25 protein-coding genes are annotated in these 21754 nt (G+C 54.4%); 13 read left to right on the top strand and 12 right to left on the bottom strand.

Translation table 11 applies throughout. The features are described 5' to 3' along the window. The first annotated feature begins 3 nt into the window (after positions 1–3). The 3 genes from astE (at position 4) to ves (ending at position 2656) form a co-directional block, all read left to right on the top strand. Positions 4–969, top strand: coding sequence for a succinylglutamate desuccinylase (gene astE / locus ACTJI7_RS02895; RefSeq protein ID WP_248095448.1), 966 nt, complete (start codon positions 4–6; stop codon positions 967–969). 337 nt (positions 970–1306) lie between these two features. After that, complete coding sequence (gene spy / locus ACTJI7_RS02890; RefSeq protein WP_028012795.1) at positions 1307–1801, top strand: ATP-independent periplasmic protein-refolding chaperone Spy; 495 nt, start codon at positions 1307–1309, stop codon at positions 1799–1801. A 297-nt stretch (positions 1802–2098) separates the two neighbouring features. Continuing rightward, complete coding sequence (gene ves / locus ACTJI7_RS02885) at positions 2099–2656, top strand: environmental stress-induced protein Ves (protein WP_041910459.1); 558 nt, start codon at positions 2099–2101, stop codon at positions 2654–2656. Here ves and cho read toward each other — a convergent pair. Together cho and nadE are read right to left on the bottom strand one after the other, a co-directional pair. Continuing rightward, a complete protein-coding gene (cho, locus tag ACTJI7_RS02880; protein WP_032644984.1) occupies positions 2634–3512 on the bottom strand; it encodes an excinuclease Cho in 879 nt (292 codons plus the stop codon). The genes ves and cho overlap by 23 nt on opposite strands. 121 nt (positions 3513–3633) lie before the next feature. Next, on the bottom strand, positions 3634–4458 hold the full coding sequence (nadE, locus tag ACTJI7_RS02875) for an ammonia-dependent NAD(+) synthetase (protein WP_048959444.1): 825 nt from the start codon (positions 4456–4458) through the stop codon (positions 3634–3636). Between the two features lie 232 nt (positions 4459–4690). On the opposite strand from nadE, the gene osmE reads away from it, so the two are divergent. From osmE to chbG, 7 genes are all read left to right on the top strand, one after another. Next, complete coding sequence (gene osmE / locus ACTJI7_RS02870; protein ID WP_003857836.1) at positions 4691–5035, top strand: osmotically-inducible lipoprotein OsmE; 345 nt, start codon at positions 4691–4693, stop codon at positions 5033–5035. 281 nt (positions 5036–5316) lie between these two features. Beyond that, on the top strand, positions 5317–5634 hold the full coding sequence (gene chbB / locus ACTJI7_RS02865; RefSeq protein ID WP_014883474.1) for a PTS N,N'-diacetylchitobiose transporter subunit IIB: 318 nt from the start codon (positions 5317–5319) through the stop codon (positions 5632–5634). A gap of 80 nt (positions 5635–5714) precedes the next feature. Continuing rightward, positions 5715–7073, top strand: a complete 1359-nt coding sequence (gene chbC, locus ACTJI7_RS02860; RefSeq protein WP_028012799.1) for a PTS N,N'-diacetylchitobiose transporter subunit IIC — start codon at positions 5715–5717, stop codon at positions 7071–7073. A 47-nt stretch (positions 7074–7120) separates the two neighbouring features. Continuing rightward, on the top strand, positions 7121–7468 hold the full coding sequence (gene chbA, locus ACTJI7_RS02855; protein ID WP_028012800.1) for a PTS N,N'-diacetylchitobiose transporter subunit IIA: 348 nt from the start codon (positions 7121–7123) through the stop codon (positions 7466–7468). Between the two features lie 5 nt (positions 7469–7473). Next, positions 7474–8316 (top strand): transcriptional regulator ChbR, encoded by an 843-nt coding sequence (gene chbR, locus ACTJI7_RS02850; RefSeq protein ID WP_028012801.1) that lies wholly within the window; start codon positions 7474–7476, stop codon positions 8314–8316. A 109-nt stretch (positions 8317–8425) separates the two neighbouring features. Then, positions 8426–9781, top strand: a complete 1356-nt coding sequence (locus ACTJI7_RS02845) for a 6-phospho-beta-glucosidase (RefSeq protein ID WP_028012802.1) — start codon at positions 8426–8428, stop codon at positions 9779–9781. Positions 9782–9792: 11 nt separating this feature from the next. Next, positions 9793–10542, top strand: a complete 750-nt coding sequence (gene chbG, locus ACTJI7_RS02840; protein WP_063153855.1) for a chitin disaccharide deacetylase — start codon at positions 9793–9795, stop codon at positions 10540–10542. Between the two features lie 123 nt (positions 10543–10665). Here the strand turns inward: chbG and katE are convergent, their stop codons facing one another. Continuing rightward, positions 10666–12915: a catalase HPII gene (gene katE, locus ACTJI7_RS02835; RefSeq protein WP_063153856.1), complete on the bottom strand. Its 2250-nt coding sequence runs from the start codon at positions 12913–12915 to the stop codon at positions 10666–10668. Between the two features lie 168 nt (positions 12916–13083). On the opposite strand from katE, the gene cedA reads away from it, so the two are divergent. Next, positions 13084–13359: a cell division activator CedA gene (gene cedA, locus ACTJI7_RS02830; protein WP_223239595.1), complete on the top strand. Its 276-nt coding sequence runs from the start codon at positions 13084–13086 to the stop codon at positions 13357–13359. A 48-nt stretch (positions 13360–13407) separates the two neighbouring features. On the opposite strand, the gene tcyP is transcribed toward cedA, so the two are convergent. The 4 genes from tcyP to hxpB form a co-directional block, all read right to left on the bottom strand. Continuing rightward, a complete protein-coding gene (gene tcyP / locus ACTJI7_RS02825) occupies positions 13408–14799 on the bottom strand; it encodes a cystine/sulfocysteine:cation symporter (RefSeq protein WP_041910456.1) in 1392 nt (463 codons plus the stop codon). A gap of 129 nt (positions 14800–14928) precedes the next feature. Continuing rightward, a complete protein-coding gene (locus tag ACTJI7_RS02820) occupies positions 14929–15519 on the bottom strand; it encodes a metal-dependent hydrolase (protein WP_032644865.1) in 591 nt (196 codons plus the stop codon). A gap of 94 nt (positions 15520–15613) precedes the next feature. Continuing rightward, positions 15614–16375, bottom strand: coding sequence for a 2-dehydro-3-deoxy-D-gluconate 5-dehydrogenase KduD (gene kduD, locus ACTJI7_RS02815; RefSeq protein ID WP_028012807.1), 762 nt, complete (start codon positions 16373–16375; stop codon positions 15614–15616). A 127-nt stretch (positions 16376–16502) separates the two neighbouring features. Continuing rightward, the gene (gene hxpB, locus ACTJI7_RS02810) at positions 16503–17174 is read right to left on the bottom strand and encodes a hexitol phosphatase HxpB (RefSeq protein WP_028012808.1); all 672 of its coding nucleotides are present in this window, start codon (positions 17172–17174) and stop codon (positions 16503–16505) included. A 147-nt stretch (positions 17175–17321) separates the two neighbouring features. Between hxpB and ACTJI7_RS02805 the strand changes: the two genes are divergently transcribed. Further along, positions 17322–17858, top strand: coding sequence for a YniB family protein (locus ACTJI7_RS02805; protein ID WP_045261585.1), 537 nt, complete (start codon positions 17322–17324; stop codon positions 17856–17858). Positions 17859–17894: 36 nt separating this feature from the next. Here the strand turns inward: ACTJI7_RS02805 and ACTJI7_RS02800 are convergent, their stop codons facing one another. From ACTJI7_RS02800 to pfkB, 3 genes are all read right to left on the bottom strand, one after another. Then, on the bottom strand, positions 17895–18755 hold the full coding sequence (locus ACTJI7_RS02800; protein ID WP_041910453.1) for a fructosamine kinase family protein: 861 nt from the start codon (positions 18753–18755) through the stop codon (positions 17895–17897). A gap of 105 nt (positions 18756–18860) precedes the next feature. Further along, positions 18861–19151: a type V toxin-antitoxin system endoribonuclease antitoxin GhoS gene (gene ghoS / locus ACTJI7_RS02795; protein ID WP_028012811.1), complete on the bottom strand. Its 291-nt coding sequence runs from the start codon at positions 19149–19151 to the stop codon at positions 18861–18863. Positions 19152–19254: 103 nt separating this feature from the next. Continuing rightward, a complete protein-coding gene (pfkB, locus tag ACTJI7_RS02790; protein WP_041910452.1) occupies positions 19255–20187 on the bottom strand; it encodes a 6-phosphofructokinase II in 933 nt (310 codons plus the stop codon). Between the two features lie 296 nt (positions 20188–20483). On the opposite strand from pfkB, the gene ACTJI7_RS02785 reads away from it, so the two are divergent. Then, the gene (locus ACTJI7_RS02785; protein WP_028012813.1) at positions 20484–21242 is read left to right on the top strand and encodes a DUF481 domain-containing protein; all 759 of its coding nucleotides are present in this window, start codon (positions 20484–20486) and stop codon (positions 21240–21242) included. Between the two features lie 100 nt (positions 21243–21342). On the opposite strand, the gene yniD is transcribed toward ACTJI7_RS02785, so the two are convergent. Both yniD and yncL read right to left on the bottom strand, forming a co-directional pair. Beyond that, entirely contained in the window at positions 21343–21450 is a 108-nt protein-coding gene (gene yniD, locus ACTJI7_RS02780; RefSeq protein ID WP_120279406.1) for a small membrane protein YniD, read from the bottom strand. Positions 21451–21547: 97 nt separating this feature from the next. After that, positions 21548–21640, bottom strand: coding sequence for a stress response membrane protein YncL (yncL, locus tag ACTJI7_RS02775; RefSeq protein ID WP_071787459.1), 93 nt, complete (start codon positions 21638–21640; stop codon positions 21548–21550). Positions 21641–21754 lie beyond the last annotated feature (114 nt).

Below are 21754 nucleotides of genomic sequence, written 5' to 3'. Positions count from 1 at the left end.
GATATGGAAAATTTACTGGCGCTGACCCTGGCCGATGAAACGCCGGACCAGAGTGAGGGGGAAGGCCCCTCATTCCGCTGGCGGTGGCTGGGGCGCGGGGTGCTTGAGCTGACGCCGAAGGCCAGCAGTGCGTTATCGTTGCTGCTTTCCACAGGGATCCACGGGAATGAAACCGCACCCGTTGAGATCGTCGATGGGCTGCTGCGCGCGCTGTATCGCGGCGAGATATCCCTTGCGTGCCGCGTGCTGGTGGTGCTTGGCAATCCGCCTGCGCTGGCGCAAAACAAACGGTACCTGGTTAGCGACATTAACCGCATGTTCGGCGGGCGCTGGTCGCAGTTTCCGCAGAGTGACGAAACGGCGCGCGCGCAGTGGCTGGAGAACGTCGTGACAACGTTTTTTGCCGCGGCGGGACCGGCGCGCTGGCATCTGGATCTGCATACGGCGATCCGCGCCTCTTACCATGTCAGATTCGGCGTTCTGCCGCAGCGCAATCAGCCGTGGGATGAAGCGTTTCTGAGCTGGCTGGGGGATGCCGGGCTGGAGGCGCTGGTGTTTCATCAGTCGCCGGGCGGGACCTTTACTCACTTCACTTGCGAACGGTTTGGCGCGCTGTCCTGTACGCTGGAGCTGGGAAAAGCGCTACCGTTCGGACAGAACGATCTCACTCGCTTTGCGCCTACGGAGCTCGCGCTTCGGGCGCTGCTCGGTGGGACGGCTACCGAGCACGCACATCAGCCCGTTGAGCGGTACCGGGTCGTACAGCAGATCACCCGCCGCAGCGAGGCTTTCCAGCTTCACATGGCCGCGCACACCCTGAACTTCACACCGTTTCGCAAAGGGGCTCTACTGGCGGAAGATGGCGAAGAGCGTTACGAGGTGCAGAAAACCACCGAATATGTGCTGTTCCCCAACCCCTCCGTAGCGTTTGGCCTGCGGGCCGGTCTGATGCTGGAAAAACTCACCTGAACCTTTCCCCTCTCACCATCCGGGAGGGGAAGTAAATATGTTTTCTTAGCGATTAAAGCGCTCTGATTTCTTTTACGGAATATTCCTGGCGAATTGCTTTATTATTCACCGTCACTTCGTTATACTTCTGCTAAATAGCTTTAAAATCATCGTATTGAATATTTCTTGTTGCAACTCTCCACGCTTTATCCTTATTTCCTCCACATTTGGCGAAGAATTGTTTTTTACACTTTCATTGTTTTACCGTTGCTCTGATTAATTGACGATAAACCCCGTAAAGTTAATCTCGTCAACACGGCATAGCGCCGAAGAATAACTGAAAGAAAGGAAATAAATTATGCGTAAGTTTACTGCACTGTTTGTTGCTTCTACCCTGGCTCTGGGCGCTACCAGCATGGCGTTCGCCGCAGATACCGCAACCACCACCGCCGCGCCAGCTGAAGGCAAAATGATGATGCATCATAAAGGCAAGCCGGGTATGCACCACGAGATGATGATGTTCAAAGATTTGAACCTGACGGACGCGCAGAAGCAGCAGATCCGCGACATCATGAAAAGCCAGCGTGACCAGATGAAGCGTCCTCCGCTGGAAGAGCGCCGCGCAATGCATGACATCATTGCCAGCGACAGCTTCGATAAGGCGAAAGCCGAAGCGCAGATCGACAAAATGGCCGAGCAGCACAAAGCCCGCATGCTGGCCCACATGGAAACCCAGAACAAGATCTACAACATTCTGACCCCGGAACAGAAAAAACAGTTTAATGCCAATTTTGAGAAGCGTCTGACAGAACGTCCGGCGATGGAAGGTAAAATGCCAGCACCAACCGAATAATCGGTTCACTCTCTTAAGACCGCCGGGATCCTGTCCACAAAAGCGAAATCGCTGTGGACAGGACCGGCGGTTTTTCTATTCTGCCCTCTTGCCTGCCGCCGCCAGCGCGGTATTCTCCTGTAGTCGCTTCAGAGAATGTCTGTAGAGTCATGGCGTTAGCATTTTTATTAACGTTCCGCTAAGGCCTGCCCGCTCTGCTGCCGATACTGTGTCTGTGAATACCTAACGATAACAAACAAGACTGCAGGGGTAGCGATATCCTTGCCCTGGCACGGGTTGTGCCATTCAGGAGTGGTGATGGAGTTCTTTGATATTCGTAAGATGCCGGTCAGCCTCTGGCGCAATGGTGCTGGCGAAACGCGAGAAATTTGCTGTATCCCTCCCGCGACGCGCGATTTTTACTGGCGTGCCAGTATCGCGACCATCGCCAGCAACGGCGAATTCTCCTCGTTTCCCGGTGTCGACCGGGTCATTACCCTGCTGGAAGGCGGGGAGGTGACGCTGGATGCCGGTCAGGCGTTCTGCCATACCCTTAAACAGCATCAGCCTTACAGTTTTGCTGGCGATTTGCCGGTGAAGGCGCTGCTTTCCGATGGCAGGATGGCGATGGATTTCAACATCATGACCCGGCGCGACTGCTGTCAGGCGAAGGTGCGGGTTGCCGATCGTACTTTTACCACCTTTGGCTCGCGCGGGGGCGTGGTGTTTGTATTAAGCGGGGCGTGGCAATTGGGTGATAAATTGCTCACGGCCGATCAGGGCGCCAGTTGGCAGGAGGGGACCCATACTCTGCGTCTGCTGGAGTCTCAGGGCACCCTGCTGTTCAGTGAAATTAACTGGCTGCCGGGTCACTGAGCGCGATGATCTCGAACTTGCCCGCTAATACGGGCTTGCAGAGGATTTTGTAGCCGTCGTGGTCGAATCCCGCGGGGGTGCGCAGCAGGGTTGCCGCGTCGCTTAAATCATCGACCGCCCCCAGCCAGAGCCAGTTATTGACGATGTGATACTGCGTCATGGTTTCACCCACTTCTTTTAGCGCAACGGCGCCGTCCCACGGCCAGCAGTTGACGCTGATCCCGGCCAGGCCCGCGAGGAGCCGGGCGTGATGCGCCTCAACGCTCTCTTTTCCGCAGCAGGCGCCTGCGCAGCGCTTCAGAGCGGAGCGGAAACAGGCGCGGCCCCGCGTGGTGCCCTCTAGCCCTAAAAGGCTATAGCAAAGCTGCAGCTCGTCCGCGAGCGCCTGCAGAGACTGTAGGGCGGCACGCTTGTTTGCGAACAGCCCGAAGAGATTCGGGGCGTGGGAGAAATCGACCTCGCGGGCGTAGACGACCTGCGGCTTGCCGTCGGCGATCTGCAGGGAGCAGAGCTGGCGGTTGCGGCGCAGGCGCTTATTGAAGAGCGGCTGCTGCTCTTTTATCAGCCGGGCTTCCAGCAACAGCGCGCCCATTTCTCCCGCCGTCTGGAACCAGGTAATGCGTCGCGACTGGCGCAGCATGGCGGCCTCGTCCGGGGTGCGCAGGTGGGATAACACCCGGCTGCGAATGTTAACGCTTTTGCCGATGTAGAGCGGCAGGGTCTCGCTTTCACCGTGAAAGATGTACACGCCCGGCTGTTTAGGCAGCGCCTCAAGCCAGGGGCGAAGATGTTCGGGATATTCATAGATAGCCGCCGCTTCAAACTCAAGACGCGGGGCTGATTGACGCCTGCTCACATACTGCTCCATATACTGTTCAGGTATACAGTGTAGCAGGTGTGCTGTGGTTAAAAAAGAGCCGGGTGGCGTGATGCCCTCTCCCTAAAGGGGAGAGGGAGCAAAGATTAACGTTTTGCGTTTATTTCCAGAAATCGTCAAACACCGTAATTGGCGTGTGGCGCTTGTGCTCGGTTTTCAGGTACCAGCCCTCGATAATTTTCGCGGTACCTTCATCCAGCGTTTTGCCTTCCAGATAATCATCAATGTTGTCATAGGTGACGCCAAGGGCCGCTTCATCCGGCAGGGAAGGGCGATCGTCTTCCAGATCCGCGGTTGGCGCTTTCTTGTACAGATGCTCAGGGCAGCCCAGCGCGGCGAGCAGCTGCTTGCCCTGACGCTTGTTGAGACGGAAAATCGGGTTGATGTCGGTGCCGCCATCGCCGTATTTGGTGAAGAAACCGGTGATCGCTTCTGCCGCATGGTCGGTGCCTACCACAACGCCTTTGGTCATCCCGGCGATGCTGTACTGCGCTTTCATGCGCTCGCGCGCTTTCTCGTTGCCGCGCACAAAATCACTTAATTCAATGCCCGCTTCGCGCAGCGCCTGCTCGCTTGCCAGCACCGAGCCTTTGATATTGACGGTAAGCACGCGATCGGGCTGGATGAACGCGATGGCGTCCTGGCAGTCCTGTTCGTCCGCCTGAACCCCATAAGGCAGACGCACGGCGATAAACTGCAGCGCTTCGTCGCCCGTCTCTTCACGAAGCTCTGAAATCGCCATCTGGCAGAGTTTACCCGTCAGGGTAGAGTCCTGCCCGCCGCTGATGCCCAGCACCAGGGATTTCAGGAAAGCGTTCTTTTTTAAGTACGACTTTAAAAAATCCACGCTGCGGCGGATCTCTTCCTGTGCATCTATCGCAGGCTTAGCGCCCAGCGCCTGAATAATCTCTTGTTGCAGAGCCATCATGCCCTCCGTATGCAGAACATAAACAGAATGTGTTAACTGTTAAAACTAACCCTTTGGGCGGAAAACGACAAGGATCACAGTTTCGAGTGCGTTAATTTGCGGCGATTTAGCAGCTTATCGTTGTTTTATTAGAATTTTCCGAAATTCGTCTGGCGTAAATCACAAAGTTGAACAATAGTACTTTTTATCCCATGCTTAGATAACATGCTGATAAACAAGAGGACGGAATATGAACAAGAACGTAGCAGGAATTCTTAGCGCAGCGGCGGTACTGACGATGCTGGCAGGGTGTACGGCTTACGATCGCACCAAGGATCAGTTTACCCAGCCCGTGGTTAAAGACGTTAAAAAAGGGATGACACGTTCGCAGGTGGCTGCGATCGCCGGCAAGCCTTCTTCTGAAGTGACCATGATTCACGCGCGCGGTACGTGTCAGACTTATATCCTGGGTCAACGTGATGGTAAGGCAGAAACTTACTTCGTCGCGCTGGATGATACCGGACATGTGATTAACTCCGGCTATCAGACCTGTGCTGAATACGACACCGATCCGCAGGCACCTAAGGCGCAGTAACCCTGCTTGCCTGAAGATGTTAACAAACCGGCCTCTGGGCCGGTTTTTTTATTCATACGTTAATCTTATTTCTTTGCGCGAATTATTTGCCTGAAATGTGAAGGTAGTCAACAAGCCAGGTCAATGAGAGACAATTTAGGCCTATCCAGAATTATCTCCCCTCTGTACCATTGCGTATACTCACTTCAACGATAAACAACAGTACGCAAGCTACCTGTCTGCCGGGACAGCGAGTCGAGTGATAGCGCGACGGCAGGTAGTCATACAAGAGGGAAATTATGATGGAAAAGAAACATATCTACCTGTTCTGCTCAGCGGGCATGTCAACCTCGCTTCTGGTGTCAAAGATGCGCGCGCAGGCTGAAAAGTATGAAGTTCCTGTGGTGATTGAAGCGTTTCCGGAAACGCTGGCGGGCGAAAAAGGCCAGAAAGCCGATGTTGTGTTACTGGGGCCGCAAATTGCCTATATGTTGCCCGAAATTCAACGACTGCTACCGAATAAACCGGTCGAGGTGATCGACTCGGGGCTGTACGGCAAGATCGATGGTTTAGGTGTACTTAAAGCTGCTGTGGCAGCCATTAAAAAAGCTGCTAATTAATTTTTATTTTTCCCGTCAAAGAGTTATTTCACACACAATTACGCCGTAACATGCGTTACGGCATTTAAGGGTATTTTCCTATGAGTAAAGTCATCGCTTCACTTGAAAAGGTACTCCTTCCTTTTGCTGTTAAAATAGGAAAGCAGCCTCACGTTAATGCCATCAAAAACGGTTTTATTAAATTAATGCCGTTGACGCTGGCCGGGGCCATGTTCGTTTTAATTAACAACGTTTTTCTGAGCTTTGGTGAAGGTTCCTTCTTTTATTCATTAGGAATTCGGTTAGACGCTTCCACTATTGAAACCCTTAATGGTTTTAAAGCCATCGGCGGCAACGTATATAACGGTACGTTGGGTATTATGTCGCTGATGGCGCCTTTCTTTATTGGGATGGCGCTGGCTGAAGAGCGGAAAGTGGATCCGCTGGCCGCCGGATTATTATCCGTTGCCGCGTTTATGACCGTCACGCCTTACAGCGTGGGTGAAGCCTACGCCGTTGGCGCAAACTGGCTGGGCGGAGCCAACATCATCTCCGGTATTGTTATCGGCCTGGTGGTGGCAGAAATGTTCACCTTTATTATCCGTCGCAACTGGGTTATCCGCCTGCCGGATAGCGTGCCGGCCTCCGTTTCTCGTTCATTTTCCGCGTTGATCCCAGGCTTTATTATCCTCTCCATCATGGGGATTATCGCCTGGGCGCTCTCTCACTGGGGCACGAACTTCCACCAGATCATCATGGACTCTATCTCTACGCCGCTGGCGTCGATGGGTGGCGTGGTCGGTTGGGCGTATGTGATTTTCACCTCTCTGCTGTGGTTCTTCGGCGTGCATGGTTCACTGGCACTGGCCGCGCTGGACAGCGGAATTATGACCCCATGGGCACTGGAAAACGTTGCGCTTTACCAGCAGTACGGTTCCGTTGACGCGGCGCTGGCGGCAGGTAAAACCTTCCATGTGTGGGCGAAGCCGATGCTTGACTCCTATATCTTCCTGGGTGGTACCGGGGCGACCCTGGGTCTGATCATCGCGGTCTTTATTGTCTCTCGTCGCGCTGACTATCGTCAGGTGGCGAAACTGGCCCTGCCATCAGGCATCTTCCAGATTAACGAGCCGATTCTGTTCGGTCTGCCAATCATCATGAACCCGGTAATGTTTATCCCGTTCATCCTGGTGCAGCCGCTGCTGGCAGCGATCACCCTGACGGCCTACTACATGGGTATTATTCCACCGATCACCAACATTGCTCCGTGGACCATGCCGGCAGGTCTGGGCGCCTTCTTTAACACCAACGGTAGCGTCGCGGCCTTCCTGCTGGCGATATTCAACCTCGGGATTGCCACCCTGCTGTACATGCCGTTCGTGGCGATTGCGAACAAAGCTGCCACCATCATTGATGAAGAAGAGAGCGAAGAGGAAATTGCCCTCTCACTGAAATTCTAAGATTGACCGGCGCGGGGAAGCCCGCGCCAGCCACAAGGAGCTAAAACATGTTAGATTTGGATAGTATCGTCGCAGACGAAGCCGCAGAGAACGATCTCGAAGAAGTGGTGATGGGCCTCATCATCAACTCCGGGCAGGCGCGCAGCCTGGCGTATGCCGCACTGAAGCAGGCCAAGCAGGGAGATTTCGCCGCCGCGAAAACCATGATGGAGCAGTCCCGCACGGCGCTGAACGAAGCGCACCTGGTGCAGACAAAGCTGATTGAAAGCGACCAGGGCGAAGGGAAGATGAAGGTCAGCCTGGTGCTGGTACACGCTCAGGATCACCTGATGACGTCCATGCTGGCGCGTGAGCTGGTGGCGGAGTTGATTGAGCTTCACGAGAAAATGCACTAGGTCGGATTGAGCAGCAGGAGGTCAGCACGATGGAAATCAAAACCGCATTTGAACAGCAACTGTTTAATGGCAAAAATTTTCACGTGGTTATCTACAACAAGACGGAGAGCGCCAGCGGTCTGCACCAGCATGACTACTATGAGTTCACGATTGTTCTGACCGGCCGCTACTACCAGGAGATCAACGGTAAGCGCGTCCTGCTGGAGCGAGGGGATTTTGTCTTCCTGCCGATGGGTTCCTATCACCAGAGCTTTTACGAATTTGGCGCGACCCGCATTCTGAACGTGGGCGTCAGCAGACGCTTCTTTGAGAAGCACTATCTGCCGCTGGTGCCGTTCTGCTTTGTGGCGTCCCAGGTATATCGTGTGAAAAACGAGTTCATGACCTGGATTGAAACGGTCATCGCCTCGCTTAACTTCCGCGACAATGAGTTTGATGAATTTATTGAAACGGTGACCTTCTACGTGATGAACCGGTTGCGGCATCACCGTGAAGAGCAGCAGGTGACGGATGATGTTCCACAGTGGCTGCGCAGCACCGTGGAACTGATGCACGATAAAGGCCAGTTCAGCGAAAATGCGCTGGAAAATATGGTATCCCTCTCGGGGAAATCCCAGGAATATCTGACCCGCGCAACGCAGCGTTATTATCGTAAAACGCCGGTGCAAATAATTAATGAAATCCGCATTAATTTTGCCAAAAAACAGCTGGAGATTACCAACTATTCTGTCACCGATATTGCCTATGAGTCAGGATATAGCAGTCCCAGCCTGTTTATTAAAACTTTTAAGAAGTTGACCTCATTCACACCGAACAGCTACCGGAAGAATTTAACGGTAATTAATTAACTTTCGGCGGATTACCCGCCATAAATATTGCTTTAATGGCTTGCCCAAATAGCGGGAAGAGTACGCTATACCTTGCAGGCGATTAACCTGATACGCTAAGGGAGATATTATGCAAAAGAAATTAAAAGTCGTAACCATTGGTGGCGGCAGCAGCTATACCCCGGAATTACTCGAAGGTTTTCTGAAACGTTATCATGAATTACCGGTCAGCGAATTATGGCTGGTGGACGTTGAGGAAGGTCAGGAGAAGCTGGATATTATTTTCGACCTGTGCAAGCGCATGGTTGAGAAAGCGGGCGTGCCGATGACCGTGCATAAATCCCTCGATCGTCGCCTGGCGCTGAAAGATGCGGATTTCGTTACCACTCAGCTGCGCGTCGGCCAGCTAAAAGCGCGCGAGCTGGACGAGCGTATTCCGCTGAGCCACGGCTACCTGGGGCAGGAGACCAACGGCGCGGGCGGCCTGTTCAAAGGCCTGCGTACCATTCCGGTGATTTTCGACATCGTCAAAGATGTGCAAGAGATCTGCCCGAACGCGTGGGTGATTAACTTCACTAACCCGGCCGGAATGGTGACCGAGGCGGTATATCGTCATACCAATTTCAAACGCTTTATCGGCGTCTGTAATATCCCGATCGGCATGAAGATGTTTATCCGCGACGTGCTGGAGCTGACCGACAGTGACGATCTCTCAATCGATCTGTTCGGCCTGAACCACATGGTGTTCATTAAAGACGTCATCGTGAACGGAAAATCGCGCTTTGCCGAACTGCTCGACGGCGTGGCTTCCGGTCGCCTGACCGCGGCCTCCGTGAAGAACATCTTTGACCTGCCGTTCAGCGAAGGGCTGATCCGCTCGCTGAATCTGCTGCCGTGCTCATACCTGCTTTACTACTTCAAGCAGAAAGAGATGCTGGCTATCGAAATGGGCGAGTACTATAAGGGCGGCGCGCGTGCGCAAATCGTTCAGAAAGTTGAGAAGCAGTTGTTCGATTTATATAAAGATCCGAACCTGAACGTCAAACCGAAAGCGCTTGAGCAGCGCGGTGGGGCCTATTACTCCGATGCAGCGTGTGAAGTGATCAACGCCATCTACAACGACAAGCAGGCGGAGCACTATGTTAACGTGCCGCATCACGGCCATATCGACAATATCCCGGCGGACTGGGCCGTCGAGATGACCTGCATTCTGGGGCGCGAGGGGGCTAAACCGCATCCACGTATCACCCACTTCGACGACAAAGTTATGGGCCTGATCCACACCATCAAAGGCTTTGAAGTGGCGGCGAGCAACGCGGCGCTGAGCGGTGAACTCAATGACGTGCTTCTGGCGCTGAACCTCAGCCCGCTGGTGCATTCCGACCGCGATGCGGAGCAGTTGGCCAGCGAGATGATCCTGGCGCATGAAAAATGGTTGCCGAACTTTGCCGCCACGATTGAGAAGCTGAAGTTCAAACAACACTGAGAGGACGCACAATGGAAAACCTGCTGATCGTTAATGCTGATGACTTTGGCCTTTCGAAAGGCCAGAACTACGGCATTATTGAAGCCTGTCGCCGCGGGGTAGTGACCTCTACAACGGCACTGGTGAACGGTGAAGCGGTTGAACACGCGGCGCAGCTGAGCCGCGAGGTGCCAGAGCTGGGTGTCGGCATGCATTTTGTGCTGACGCTCGGGATGCCGCTTTCGCCCATGCCGGGCCTGACGCGTGACGGTCTGCTGGGCAAATGGATTTGGGAACTGGCGGAGCAGGACGCTCTGCCGCTCGAAGAGATTGCCCGTGAGCTGGACTGCCAGTACAACCGCTTTGTTGATCTTTTTGGCAAGGCGCCGACGCACATCGACAGCCACCATCATGTGCACATGATCCCGGCGATTTTCCCGATTGTTGCGGCGTTTGCCCAACGCAAAAGCGTGGCGATGCGCGTGGATCGTGAGGCGCAGGGCGTGCCGGACTGTGCCGTGACAACAACAGAGGGGTTCAGCAGTGCCTTTTACGGTGACGAGATCGACGAAGCGCTGTTCCTGAAGGTGCTGGATGATTCCGCCGCGCGGGGGGAACGGTCGCTGGAGGTCATGGCGCATCCTGCCTTTGTCGATAACACCGTGCGTAAGAGCGCCTACTGCTGGCCGCGCCTGGCGGAGCTGGATGTCCTGACGTCGCCGTCGCTGAAATACGCCATTGCCGAGCGTGGGTATCGGTTGGGGACGTTTGGGGATCTGTAAGAAGTGCCGGGTGGCGAGGTAAAAGCAAAACGGTAACCTGGGTTACCGTTTTTATTGTTTTCTCCCTCTCCCGTGGGAGAGGGGCGGGGTGAGGGCATCAGGCCGCACAACCGGGAATGGTTTTTATGCCGGAATCTGATCGATCTTACTGCTGCGCGACCAGACGCGGTGCGCGGCGAGCAAATCAAACAGCTTCGTCATAAACGCATCGTCCACGCTATCGCCCTCGACAATGCCGTCCTCACCCTGATCGGCAACCTTCAGCTGTGCTTTAAACTGTCGTGCGTCGCCGGACAGCGCAATGGGCTTCAGGTGCTTATAGGCTTCCAGCAGATAATAGACGGCGTCGCCGTTGGTCAGCAGGCTGGCAATATCCCCGCACGGCACAATCACCGCATCGACGGTCAGCGACGGCGCGCCGGCAAAGGTCGCCGCGACCGGCAGCACGGAGCCGTCATCAGCCGTCACTTCACCCATGCGGGAATAGAGCAGTTTGGCGTGTACGCCTTGGGTTTTTAGCGCCTGCATAATCCCCAGCACGTCGCTGGCGCGGGTTTTGTCGTTCAGCAGGATGGCGACTACGCGGCCCTTAATTGAACCACCCGGCACCGCATACAGGCTCAGCGATGGATCTTTCTTCACGCCGTTAACCTCTTTCGGTGGCGCAAGGTTACGCTGTTCGTCCGTTAGTGTGATACCAAGGTTATCCGCCACGCTCTGGGCAAGCTGAATATCAATGTGCGCCAGCTGATCGACCACGCGCTCGCGGATGTAGGTGCGCACCACTTTGCTCAGTTCGAAGCTAAAGCCGCCGATGATGTGCTGTTGCTCAATCGGCGTCTGGCTGTTCCAGAACAGGCGAGGGTGGGCGTAATACTCACCGAACGAGGGGCTGCGCTCGCGAATTTTGTTGCCGTCGATACGCTCCTGGTACGATTCGAATCCGCCGCGTTTCGGCCCCGGCGGGGTTTCTCGCGGCCAGTTGTCGTTGATGGAGTTCGGCTCATAGTTTGCCGGGTTGGTATCAATATCCTGACGGTGCATCCCGTCGCGCTGGAAGTTATGGTACGGGCAGGTTGGGCGGTTAATTGGGATCTCGTGGAAGTTCGGCCCGCCAAGACGGCTAATCTGCGTATCGGTATACGAGAACAGACGTCCCTGTAAGAGCGGATCGTTGGTGAAATCCAGTCCGGGGACGATGTGGCCCGGGTGGAACGCGGCCTGCTCGTTTTCGGCAAAGAAATTATCCGGGTTGCGGTTAAGCACCATTTTCCCCACCAGCTGAACGGGCACCAGCTCCTCAGGAATGAGTTTTGTCGGGTCAAGCAGGTCGAAATCGAACTTAAACTCGTCTTCTTCCGGGATCAGCTGTAAGCCCAGTTCATATTCCGGGAAGTCACCCGCTTCAATGGATTCCCACAGTTCGCGGCGATGGAAGTCCGGATCGCGCCCGGTGAGCTTCTGCGCCTCGTCCCATACCAGCGAGGCTTTGCCCGCTACCGGCTTCCAGTGGAAGCGCACAAACGTGGCTTTTCCTTCCGCGTTGATCATGCGGAAGGTATGAATACCGAACCCTTCCATCGTGCGATAGCTGCGCGGGATCCCACGGTCGGACATCGCCCACATCACGTTGTGTAAGGTTTCAGGCTGCAGGGAGACATAGTCCCAGAAGGTATCGTGCGCACTTTGTCCCTGGGGTATGGCCCAGTGGGGCTCCGGTTTTACCGCATGGACAAAGTCAGGAAATTTATGCGCATCCTGAATGAAAAACACCGGGGTGTTATTGCCCACCAGATCGAAAATACCCTCTTCGGTATAAAACTTGGTGGCAAAGCCGCGGATATCACGCACCGTGTCTGCCGAACCTGCGCCACCCTGCACGGTGGAGAAACGCACAAAGACCGGCGTGATTTTATCCGGGTCGGAGAGGAAATCCGCTTTGGTGATCGCTTTCAGGCTTTTATAGGGCTGGAAGTAGCCGTGCGCCGCAGAACCGCGCGCGTGAACGATGCGTTCCGGAATTCGCTCGTGGTCAAAATGGGTAATTTTTTCCCGCAGGATGAAATCTTCCAGCAGGGTCGGCCCGCGCGCGCCTGCGCGAAGGGAGTTTTGATCGTCAGCAATGCGCACGCCCTGATTGGTGGTGAGTGCAAAACCTTCACCGCCTTTACGGTGTGGCTCAAGCGATTTCAGCTTCTCGTTTCCGGTGTCCGGCGATTTCATGCTTCCCGGCGCGGTTGGTTGTTCGCCAGGGGCTGATGGGCCCGGCGAGGGGCGGTGAGAGCCGTCAGCAGGGGCGAGAGAGTCCATACCCGGTTGAGATTCTTCAGTGCCATGAATCGGTGATTGATGTGATTTATCTTTGTTCGACATTGCACGCTTCTCCTTTATCCATTGCTAAAAACCCTATTAAGGATAGAACAATGTCGTGAGATAGCTCGCTAACTAAGCGTTTTTCACATGACGTTATTAACGAAAGGAGCCATCTCACCCACTCGGAGCGCGACGTAAGGCAGCAGGATCGGCTATCATAGAATTTTCCTGCTTCAAGAATTTGCTTTAGTGAATCCGTCGCTTATGAAACCTCTTCGTCAACAAAACCGCCAGGTTATTAGCTATGTGCCCCGCGTTGAGCCCGCGCCGCCTGACCATGCCCTGAAAGTGGATGGTTTTCGTGATGTCTGGCTGCTTCGCGGTAAATATGTGGCTTTTGTCCTGATGGGGGAACATTTCCGCCGGTCGCCGGCGTTTTCCGTGCCGGAGTCAGCCCAGCGATGGGCGACGCAAATCCGCCAGGATGAAGAGGTTGAAGAATAACAGCCATAAAAAAACCGCCATCAGGCGGTTTTTTTATTTCTATCGAGATTAACGGTGCGCCAGCTCGGCGTCGTCTTCACTTTCCAGAATGGCTTTGTCGGTCTGCTTTAGCCACTGGCTGGTCAGCGTACCGGCAGTCATGGAGCCACTCACATTCAGCGCGGTACGGCCCATGTCGATCAGCGGTTCAACGGAAATCAGCAGGGCGACCAGCGTGACGGGCAGGCCCAGCGCGGGCAGCACAATCAGCGCGGCGAAGGTTGCACCGCCGCCGACACCTGCAACGCCGGCGGAGCTGATGGTAACAATCCCGACCAGCGTGGCGATCCAGACCGGATCCAGCGGGTTGATACCCACGGTTGGGGCAACCATCACCGCCAGCATCGCCGGGTAGAGACCCGCGCAGCCGTTCTGACCGATGGTAGCACCAAAGGAGGCAGAGAAGCTGGCGATAGATTCCGGCACGCCCAGACGACGGGTCTGTGCTTCAACGTTCAGCGGAATAGACGCTGCGCTGGAACGGCTGGTGAAGGCAAAGGTCAGTACCGGCCATACTTTGCGGAAGTATTTCAGCGGGCTGACGCCGTTCACGCCCAGCAGGATACCGTGCACCACGAACATAATGCCCAGGCCCAGATAAGAGGCGACAACGAAGCTGCCCAGCTTAATGATGTCCTGTAGGTTAGAGCCGGCTACCACTTTAGTCATCAGTGCCAGAACGCCGTATGGCGTCAGCTGCATGACCAGACGGACCAGCTTCATCACCCAGCTTTGCAGGGTATCAATCGCCGTCAGCACGCGTTCGCCTTTCGGCGCGTCGTCTTTCAGCAGCTTAAGCGCAGCCACGCCCAGGAATGCCGCGAAGATCACCACGCTGATGATAGAGGTTGGGCTTGCACCGGTCAGGTCAGCAAACGGGTTCTTCGGAATGAAGGAGAGGACCATCTGCGGAACCGTCAGATCAGCCACTTTACCCACGTAGTTGGTTTGAATTGCGGTCAGACGCGCCGTTTCAGCGGTACCCTGAACCAGACCTTCGGCGGTCAGGCCAAACAGGTTGGTAACCAGCACCCCCACCAGCGCGGCAATCAGCGTGGTAAAGAGCAGCGTACCAATGGTCAGAAAGCTGATTTTACCCAGCTGAGTTGCGTTGTGCAGACGGGCTACGGCACTCAGAATAGAGGCGAACACCAGCGGCATAACGATCATCTGCAGCAGCTGGACGTAGCCGTTACCGACAATGTTGAACCACTGAATGGACTCTTTCAGTACCGGACTATCGGAGCCGTAGACGGCGTGTAAGGCCAGACCAAACGCCACACCCATGACCAGACCGACCAGTACTTTTTTCGCCAGGCTCCACTGTTTGTGGCGCGCCTGCGCGAGAAGCAATAGTAATACGACGAACACGACTATGTTCGCGATGAGTGGAAAATTCATCCCCGTTCTCCTGATTTATTATGTGGGATCGGTTTTTCCCGATCCTGTTGGCGGAAGGTTAGCAGAAGTGTGATGTGGCGCTTATATCCAAATGGAATGGTTTATGACAAATGGAATGATTTTGTTGGTTTACTGTTCAATCTGGTGATGAATAAAACGATTGAACTGAAATTGCAGCGAATTGATCATCTGGGAAGACCAGCGCACTGCACTGTTTTCGGGCAAGGTTTGCGGCATCCAGACGGCGTAGGCGAACAGCGCCATGCACAGCACGCGTTCAAGCTGATTCCCTTTTTGCGGCGCAAGGATTGGAAAACGGAAACGCCAGCGGCAGGGCCACAGCAGCGGCACGCCTGCGGGCGTCAGCATATCGGCGAGGATATGGCTTAAATAACCCAGCACCATGCCCTGAATGGCATCGCCCGGCACTATCCAGCTTTCAGGGACTTTTAAATAGAAAAGCGTGAGCAGACCAAAAACGGCCAGCAGGCTGTGGGTAAACCCGCGGTGGCCGAACGCGCGGGCGATGGGCTTCGACACCCACTTCAGGCGCTGTCCGAGGAAGGATTTTGGGTGGTCAATATCGGGCAGCAGACAGGTTAAAACGGCGGAAGGGACAATATGCCACCAGTCTCCCTGTGCAAGCACGGGAGTAAGTTCTGCGTTTTTGGCAAATACTGCGCACGCAATTGAAAAAAGCAGGTGGCCTTCCGCCGTCATGATAAAACCCACGAAACTGTCAATTTATACAGTATAGGGTTTTTATACAGTGGGCGAAAGAGGTGACGGTGTAACTGTTTGTCACAAAGGCGCCTCAGCGCGCCAGCCAGCCGCCGTCGACGGCTAAGGTGTGACCATTCACGTAATCTGATGCGGGGGAGGCTAAAAAGACGACCGGCCCCTGAAGGTCATCCGGTACTCCCCATCGACCCGCCGGGATGCGGTCAAGGATCTCCGCGTTACGCTGTTCGTTATCGCGCAGCTGCTGCGTGTTGTTCGTCGCCATGTAGCCCGGCGCGATGGCATTCACGTTGATGCCATGTAGCGCCCACTCATTTGCCAGCAGGCGCGTGATCCCCAGTACGCCGCTTTTCGAGGCGGTATACGACGGCACGCGAATGCCGCCCTGAAAGGAGAGCATAGAGGCGATATTGATAATTTTGCCGCCCTGGCCCTGGGTGATAAATCGCTTAGCGACCGCCTGAGAGAGGAAAAAGAGCGACTTGAGATTCAGGTTCATAACGTCATCCCAGTCTTTTTCGCTGAACGTCAGAGCCTCCTCCCGGCGAATCGTCCCGGCATTGTTCACCAGAATATCAATTCGTCCCATCTCCGCCACGGCGGTGTCCACGACGTACTGAAGATTTTCCTGCTGGCTCAGATCGGCCCGAATAGCCACAAAACGTCTTCCCAGGGCGGTGATGGCGCTGGCCGTTTTCTCTGGAGCTTTGCGATTTACCCCAACGATATCGCAACCTGCCTGCGCCAGCGCAATAGCCATGCCTTGCCCAAGACCGGTATCGCACCCGGTGATGAGGGCTACTTTGCCTGAAAGAGTAAAGGTGTCCAGTATCATACGCGCCTCAGAAGCTGGTTATCGTCGTGTTGACGTTAAAGATAGGAGGCAGGGATGAGAAAAGCAAACAAAATGAAACTGTGTTTTGTTTTTATCAGGCAGCATGACGCTGCCTGTAGGAGGGGCGCTATTCGCCGCGCAGGTGTTGTACCGTCAGTTCAGCCAGCGAATTCAGCTTAACGTCGGCAAGAGCATACCGCGGATCGTGGCGGTTTTCTTCATCGGGCACCACAATGGAGCGCATACGCGCGGCTTTGGAGGCCACCATGCCGTTTACTGAATCTTCCAGCGCGACGCAGGTAAGCGGATCAAGACCCAGCTTCGCGGCGCAGTCCATATAGACCTGCGGATGCGGCTTGCTGTAGGGCAGTTTTTCCGCAGACGCCAGGGCGTCAAAACTGTCGCGCAGCTCAAACATGATCAGCACTTTTTCCAGCATATGCAGCGGTGAAGCGGAAGCCAGGCCAACCTTCAGCCCCTGAGACTTGCACAGCGCGACAGCCTCATGTACGCCCGGCAAGAGCGGCTTGTTCTCCTCCACCAGCGCGATGGCGCGGCTGATAATACGCGAGGTGACTTCGTCGCGATCGGGCCCAACCCACGGCTGTTGGGCGTACCACAGGTCAACGACCATATCAATACGCAGGCCCAGCGTGTCGGGAAGTTCATTACGGCGACTGATATCAACGCCCAGGCTGGCCATCACGTCCAGCTCGGCGCGATCCCACAACGGCTCGGAATCAATCAGTAATCCATCCATGTCAAAAATAGCGGCAAGTATCTGGCGCGGTGTCGACATCACAACGTCTCCTTATCCAGGTGTTCGACAGACGATAAGTGCTAAGCACAGTCTGCAATTTAGCATATTGCTTTTAAAGAGCGGGCGAAATTGATGTCCAGCAGGTAGACTTAGGCTCAAATCACGCGTCTTTATGAAGAGGAACTGATGACGTATCAACAAGCTGGACGCATTGCTGTCTTAAAACGTATTGCAGGCTGGGTGATTTTTATTCCCGCCGTCATTTCTACGCTGATATCCGTGCTGAAGTTTATGTACGATCACAGCGAAAAACAGCCGGGCATTAATGCGGTAATGCTTGATTTTGCGCATGTCATGATTGAGATGGTGCGGTTTAATACCCCGTTCCTGAACGTCTTCTGGTTCAACTCGCCAACGCCGGACTTTCACCAGCAGCTGAATGTTGGGTTCTGGATTATCTATGCGCTGATTTTTATTGCGATGGCTCTGCAGGCATCGGGCGCACGAATGAGTCGCCAGACCCGTTTTTTACGCGAAGGGGTGGAAGATCAGCTTATCCTTGAGAAGGCGAAAGGTCCTGAAGGAATGAGCCGGGAGCAGATTGAATCCCGCATTGTGGTGCCTCGTCACACCATTTTCCTGCAAATTTTCCCGCTCTATATCCTGCCGGTTATCATCATCGTGGCGGGATATTTCTTCTTCTCACTGCTCGGTTTTCTGTAACGAATTAGGGTGGCGGCAAGGCCACCCGTTTTGTCTTTAAGCCGCAAGCACGCGTTCAAGCGCACGCTGGGCGTTGACCAGATGTTGCCCGCCAAAAAGAATGGCTCGGTTCATCAGCGTATAGAGCTGATACACGGGCTGGCGCTCAAGGAAGTCCGGCGGCAGAGGGGAGACAGACTGATAGCCATCGTATATTTGCGGCGGTTGTTCGGGATGCAGGGGCAACATGGCCAAATCGCACTCTCTGTCGCCCCAGTAGCAAGCCGGGTCGAAGATATACGGGCCGTTGGGGCCCAGCGCGCAGTTATCGGACCATAAATCACCGTGCAGTAAAGACGCCTGAGGCTGGTGGGAGGCCAGGCGCTGTTGCACATGCTCGACGATGGCATCAATGTTGCCAAATTCCAGCCCTTTCTCTGCGGCCAGCTCAAGCTGCCATCCGATGCGCTGCTCGGCAAAGAACGTCGACCAGCGGCGCTGCCAGGCATTGGGCTGCGGTGTGGTGGAAAGGTCGTTGTCGAAGTCGAGACCAAACTGGGGCTGGTCGCTCCACTGGTGCAGGCGCGCTAACTGTTGCCCGAGAATAAAGGCATTATGGGCGTCCAACGGGCGGGCAGGGAGATAGTCCATCACCAGAAAGCTGTAGTCCCGGTCACTGCCCACGGCCAGCACCTCAGGTACCGTCACCGTTTTACTGCGGGACAACAGTTCAAGCTGATCGGCTTCAGCGGTAAAAATCGGGAGCAGCTCTCGCTCGTCGCATTTAACGAACAGATCGCGTCCTGCGTAGCGTAAATGCCACGCGGCGTGAATTTCCCCGCCCGGCAGCTCGTTACGCAGTTCAATTTCACCTTCACCCAATTGCTCATGTAAAAGATGACTGATAGCCTGCCACATGTTGACTCTCCCATGTTGTCTGCCAGATCATAAAGTTAGCGCATAACTGCGGTAAAAAAATACGAACTAACGCACACCTGAGCGGATTAATTTCATGCAGGGCACTTATTGTTCTTTTTTCTGCCAGCGTTCCCACGTCTCCACGGTGATGTCGGCAGGCTTGTCGGTCACGCTTTCCACCAGGCTGGCGGCCAGCGCATGCACCTCTTCTTCACTCAGGGCTGCGATCAGGCCAAACGCCAGGGTGCCTAAATCATGAATATGACCTTCGTCATCCGTTAGCGTGAGCAGGAAATTCGCCCGTGTAAAGGCATTGTTGAGCTCGTTAAGCTCGGTCAGCGATGCTTCATGAAGGCTGATGGTCACGACGTAGCGGGTGATATCACCACTGCTCATAATTCACCTCGTTGTTATCCTGAAAGTTTTTTTAGCATAGTCGATACGCCATATTTGGCGACTTCCACAGATATCCCCCTCCGCCAGGAGGGGGATATATCGGTTAGCTTCGTGACAGGTAATCGACGATTTTCTGCGTATCGGCAAGCGAACACAGGCGCGTTCCCTGATTGATGGTGGCGGCACTCCCCGCCGCGACGCCATAGCGCGTCATCTCCAGAAGTGATGCGCCCTGCGCCAGCTTCAGCGCCATCGCGCCGACCATACTGTCGCCTGCGCCAACGGTGCTCTGGCTCTTCATTGGGGGCGGAACAACCTGCACAAAGCCCGTCTTGTCGACGGCCAGCGCACCCTGAGGACCGAGAGAGACGACAACGCGGTGCGCTTTGCCGCTGCGAACCAGTTCTTCAGCGGCAGTACGCACGTCATCCGGCTGGCTAAGTTCGCGATTAACAAGCGCACTCAGCTCTTTCTGGTTAGGCTTAACCAGCTCAAGTTGTCCGGGTTCTAATGCCGCCTGCAGGGCTTCGCCTGAACTGTCGACAATGCAGCGAATGCCGCGCTGAAGTACGGCATCAACCAGTGCTGTCAGCTTTTCTGTTTTGACACCTGGCGGCAGGCTACCGCTGATGACCAGCAGCGAGCCGCTTTCAATGGTTAGCACCTTCTCTTCCAACTGACGAAACTCATCGTCGCTCAGCCTGGCGCCTGGCATAACGAAACGATACTGCTCCCCGCTGGACTCAACGTGGACATGCAGGTTCTGCCGGGTCCAGTCTTTGGCGTCAACGGTATCCACGGCAACCTGTTCATCGGCCAGCAAGGCAACAAGATGCTCCCCCGTTGCACCACCGGCCGGAAAGATGGCAGTCGCTTTACCACCGAGGTGGGTAATCGCGCGCGCAACGTTAATCCCGCCGCCGCCCGGCTCAAATACGGGTGCGCTACAGCGTAGTTTACCTTCAGGGTAAATCTGCGGCGTTATGGTCGCGGAGTCGAGGGAAGGGGAGAGCGTCAGCGTATAAATAGAAGCCATCATAACCTCCTTTTAGCATGGGTTCTTTTAAGCCTGGCACCGATCGACAGGAAGGCAATGTAAATAACAGTATGATTTTAAAAATGAATGCTGACATAAATGCGATGAGGGATATATAAAATAAAACGCGTTTTGAGATCGTTCTTATTCAAAAAATGAAATAAGAAAATATTGCTATGTTATTTGCGCCTTTTTATAATTTGTTACCTTTCTCTGGACGCCTTGTCATTGATCCTCAAGAAAGTTTCCGAGACCGTGGTGGTCTCTTTTTTTGTTGTACGGACTCCTTAAATAAAATGAAGCTTTTGAAGACAGTACCCGCAGCACTGATGCTGGCGGGTGGCGTTTTTGCATCACTGAATGCAGCCGCCGATGACACCGTTTTTACTGTCATGGACGATCCCTCCACTGCCAAAAAACCGTTTGAAGGTAACCTGAACGCCGGGTATCTTGCGCAATCGGGTAACACGAAAAGCTCTTCTCTGACGGCGGACAGCACCCTGACCTGGTACGGCAATACCACTGCATGGTCGCTGTGGGGGAATGCCAGCAACACGTCCGCTAACGATGAACGCTCATCCGAGAAATACGCGGTCGGTGGACGTAGCCGTTACAACATGACCGACTATGACTACATCTTTGGTCAGGCAAGTTGGTTAACCGACCGCTTCAACGGCTATCGCCAGCGCGATGTGTTCACCGCCGGTTATGGTCGTCAGTTCCTGAATGGTCCGGTACACAGCCTCCGTTTCGAATTCGGTCCTGGTGTCCGCTATGACGAGTACACCAATGGCGAAAATGAAACCCAGCCGCTGGGCTATGCTTCCGGCACGTATGCCTGGCAGATGACCGATAACACCAAATTTACGCAGGGTGTTTCTGTGTTTGGTGCCGAGGATACGACGCTGAATTCCGAAAGCGCTTTGAATGTGGCTATCAATGAACACTTCGGTTTGAAATTGGCCTACAACGTGACCTGGAACTCTTCACCGCCAGAAACGGCACCGGATCATACCGATCGCAGAACCACGATTTCGCTGGGCTATAAAATGTAATCATAGCGGGCCGATGAAAGTGTCGGCCCGTTTTCATTATTATGGTAACCCGCGCCAATAAATTCTCATCACGCGCCACGGCATTTATTTTTATTTGTACTTAGCCCCAAATCATTGCCGCCCACCGAAATAACAGCATTGCACCGCAGATGGCAACCAGCACCAGCACCATTTTCCAGTGTTTTATGGCAAATCGTTTTGTTGGCATAACCTAATCCTTGTTCGTTGATACGCATAGTCTATCAAACGGGGCCAAAAGATGCGCCTTCCCGGGAGCGATCGAGTTATGCCAACAAGGGGTCGGCTCAGAACCAGTGGAATCGTTCGGCGAGGATCAACACTAAACCTGTTGCGGAAAGGATGTTCAAAATCACAACCGTTCTACTGGATACATTCATGGTATGCACCTGTTGATATAAAAGGCATGTTCAAGAGTAGCCCAGCATGTCTGAAATGCGAGCGCCGGAGAGATGCAATCTGCAAATTTACGCTACGTGCCAGCCCATCATTCT

The sequence above is a fragment of the Enterobacter sp. 22499 genome (assembly GCF_052044815.1).
GTDB classification, from domain to species: Bacteria; Pseudomonadota; Gammaproteobacteria; order Enterobacterales; family Enterobacteriaceae; genus Enterobacter; species Enterobacter bugandensis.
Note: the sequence above shows the minus strand (reverse complement) of the source record. Positions and strands in the feature narration are given on the sequence as shown.